Raw genomic sequence first — 3,637 nt, 5'->3', positions numbered from 1 at the left:
GTGACGGCCACAGCTACGTTCATGCCTACATCTGGGAGGCAGGCCACCTGCGTGACCTGGGCACGCTCGGCGGCCGATCGTCCACCGCCGAAGACATCAACGACGCCGGCCACGTCGTAGGGTCGGCCCGCGACGCAGCCAATATCAACATCGGCTACAGGTACGACGGCAGCACGATGCAAGCGCTACCCGCCTGCCCCGGCAGCAGCAACTCGCCCCAGCCGAACGCCATCAACAACCGCGGCCAGATCGTTGGCATGTCCTTGCAACGCAAGAGCTTCCAGGCCTTCCTACTACAGAAGAACCGCTGCTACCTGCTGTCGTCCATCCTGGACGGCAGTGGCACCGGCTGGACCAATCTGCATCCCCAGGACATCAACGACGACGGCGTCATCGTTGGCTACGGGCAATTGGGTGGCGGGAAGGAGCAAGCGTTCATCGCGAAGCCCGTGAATCCATAAAAGCCAGCTCATGAGTCGGGCGCGGTCGGTCGGTCCCACAATCCCTTGCCGAACCAGCGATTTTTCGAGTTAGGGGGATAGCACCCATTCGGCGCCCCGCAGCCCTACGATGACGCGCTCATAACGTCATCTGTCAGGAGACACTCATGCGCCGATGGACCTGCCCCCTTGCGTCGGCCGCCATGGCGGCCATTGCCACCCTGGTTGCCTCTGCGGCGCTGGCCGCGCCGCCGCCGCAGTACCACATCGAGATCATCGACAAGGGCAAGGCGATCCGCCCGATGACCGGCTACGCCATCACCAACAACGGCATCGTCGCTGGCATGGGGGCCAACTTCGATGAAGGTGCCCAGGCCGGCTTTGTGCGCAGAGACGGCAAGACCAGGCGCCTGGACCCCCAGGGTGCGCGCTTTGGCAGCGCCTATGGTTTGAACTCGGAAGGCGTGGCAGTCGGCTACAACGACGACTACGCCATGCTTTGGGATCGCAAAGGGGTGCCGACCAACCTGGGCGCGCTGATCGCCTGCGACACTCACCGGCTCAGCCGCGCCACCGCCATCAACGAAGCCGGTGCCGCGGTGGGCATCTTCGAGTGCGACAACGCCAGCGGCCACGAGTCGGGCGCATTCATCTTCTACAACGGCGCAACCGCCAAGCTGCCCCACTTCGGCAACGAGCACACGTTCGCGTCGGGCATCAACAAGTTCGGCCAGGTGGTCGGCTCGTCCGAATACCCGCCGCAGGACGGCAAGCGCCAGATGCACGCCTTCTCGTGGCACAACGACGTGATGACCGACATCGGCACCCTGCCCGGCGACGTCGAGAGCGAAGCCACGGCCGTCAACGACCTGGGCCAGATCATCGGCCGCTCGAATGCGCCTGACGGCAACGCCGAGAGCTTTGTCTACGCCAAAGGCGCGATGCATCCGCTGCCGCGCTGCGCCGGCAACCRCGTGATCACCGAAGCGATCAACAACAAGGGCCAGATCGTCGGCAGCTACCTGCTCAAGCGCTATGAGGCCGCCTTGATCCAGGACGGCCGCTGCTACCCGCTGAACGCGCTGCTCGACGACAGCGGCAAGGACTGGTGGGAACTGCGCGCCTACGACATCAACGACGACGGCGTGATCGTCGGCACCGGAAACTTCGACAACAAATGGCGCGGCTTCATCGCCACGCCGGTCAAGCGCTGATGCGCTGCCATTCCGAAAGAACCCTCATGATTCAACAGCTCCGAAACAAGCTGCCGCGCTGTGCCGCGGCCCTTCTCGCCGCCTGCACCGCCGCCGCGTTCGCCGGGCCGCCGATGTACCACATCAAGAAGATCAAGCCCGACGAAACCGGCGAGATGGAGACACGTTCGGCCACATCGATCAACAACGACGGCATCGTCGTCGGCGACGCCGGCATCTGGAATGTCGGCTACGTCTACTACGTGCTGGACGGCCGCCGTCCACGGGCGCTGACGGCACCGGTCGACATGGCCGGCGGAGACCCGCACATCAACATCCACCGCGTGGTCGTCGGCGACGTCTATCCCGAAGCCTACATGTGGGACAGCAACGGCCAAGCCACCAATCTGGCACCGTTGATCCCGTGTGATGGCAATCGTGTGAGCGCCGCCACCGACATCAACGACCGGGACGAGATCGTCGGCTACTACACCTGCTATGTGGGCCACGACAAGACGCAGGGTTCGTGGCTGTACCGCAACGGCACGATGACCGACCTGGGCAACCTCGGCGCGAAGGGCAACGTCGCCAACGCGATCAACAACGTCGGCCAGGTGGTCGGCAGCGCCAGCCTGATGCTCCATGGCAAGAAGGTGTCGCACGCCTACCTCTGGCAGGACGGCGTGATCAAGGACCTCGGCACGCTCGGCGAAGACCACAGCGACGCCGTTGCGGTCAACGACGCCGGCCACGTCGTCGGTGTCGCTTACTCCGACGGCGTGGACCAGCGCAAGGCCTTCTCGTATCGCAATGGGCACATGCAGGAGATGACCACCTGCGCCGGCAACGTCGTCACACCCAAGGCGATCAACAACCACGGCCAGGTCGTCGGCCTGTTCAGCGTGCGCCGCACGGCCACCGGCGTGCTGGTGCAGGAAGGCCAGTGCTACTTCCTGTCGGCGCTGCTCGATGAGAGCGGCGAAGGTTGGCACGATCTGATCCTCGAAGACATCAACGACGATGGGGTGATCGTCGGCGAGGGCAACAAGGGCAGGTTCATCGCGACGCCGCTGAAGTCGGTCAAGCGCTGACCGGCCCGCCCCACCCTAAAGGTCGAACATGACTCACTTGCTTCACCAAGCCCTGCCGCGCGTTGCGCTGGCCCTGATCACCCTCGCCGCTTCTGCCGCGATCGCCGGCACGCCGCCGATGTACCGCATCGAAAAGGTCAAGCGCGACGAGACCGGTGCCCTGAAGGCCCACTCCGCGCAATCGATCAACAACGACGGCGTCGTCGTCGGCTGGTCGCGCGTCGACAACTTCGGCTACATCCCCTACCTGCTGGACGGTCGCCGGCCGCAGCAGATGCAGGGGCCGGCGGCTCCGGCGATGTACAACGGCCCGACCATCAACATCCGGCGCGAAGTGGCCGGCTCGATCTACCCCAATGCCTACCTGTGGGACAGCGCCGGCACGCCGCTGAACCTGAGCCCGCTGCTGCCCTGCGCGGGGAACAAATCCAGCAACAGCGCAGGCATCAACGACACCGGCGCCGCGGTGGGCAACTACACCTGCACGGTCAACCGGAAGACGAAATACGGCGCGTGGATCTACCGCGACGGCCTGATGACCGACCTCGGCACGCTGGGTGCCGCCGGCAACGAGGTGCACGGCATCAACAACAGCGGTCAGGTGGTGGGCGGCGCCGGCGCCCTCGTCAATGGCAATGCCGTCACCCATGCCTACCTGTGGCAAGACGGTGCGATACAAGATCTCGGCACGCTGGGCGAAGACAACAGCGTCGCCACGGCGATCRACGAAGCCGGCTATGTCGTCGGCCGCTCGTACGGCGCCACCGGCTCGCAGGCCTTCGTCTACAAGGATGGCACGATGAAGGCGATGCCCACTTGCGCCGGCAACACCCTCACGCCGTCGGCGATCAACAACCACGGCCAGGTTGTCGGCAACTTCCGCGTTCGCTATTCGCAGACGGCGGTGCTGGTC

3 protein-coding genes and 1 pseudogene are annotated in these 3,637 nt (G+C 65.0%); all 4 read left to right on the top strand.

The genetic code is table 11. The features are described from left to right. Positions 1 to 461: DUF3466 family protein (locus AC1DYI_RS29560; protein WP_477207690.1), on the top strand; the 461-nt coding region annotated here is incomplete at its 5' end. Between the two features lie 146 nt (positions 462 to 607). After that, positions 608 to 1,654: a hypothetical protein gene (locus tag AC1DYI_RS29555; RefSeq protein WP_477207689.1), complete on the top strand. Its 1,047-nt coding sequence runs from the start codon at positions 608 to 610 to the stop codon at positions 1,652 to 1,654. A gap of 26 nt (positions 1,655 to 1,680) precedes the next feature. Beyond that, positions 1,681 to 2,724, top strand: a complete 1,044-nt coding sequence (locus tag AC1DYI_RS29550) for a hypothetical protein (RefSeq protein ID WP_477207688.1) — start codon at positions 1,681 to 1,683, stop codon at positions 2,722 to 2,724. Positions 2,725 to 2,752: 28 nt separating this feature from the next. Continuing rightward, positions 2,753 to 3,637: pseudogene (locus AC1DYI_RS29545) on the top strand (hypothetical protein); the annotation flags it as partial.

The organism is Ideonella sp. P3_A4, assembly GCF_056403075.1.
Note: the sequence above shows the minus strand (reverse complement) of the source record. Positions and strands in the feature narration are given on the sequence as shown.

Bases quoted from the DNA above. Each gene is read 5' to 3' on its own strand.
- AC1DYI_RS29550 (WP_477207688.1), top strand. From the start codon at position 1,681: ATGATTCAACAGCTCCGAAACAAGCTGCCGCGCTGTGCCGCGGCCCTT.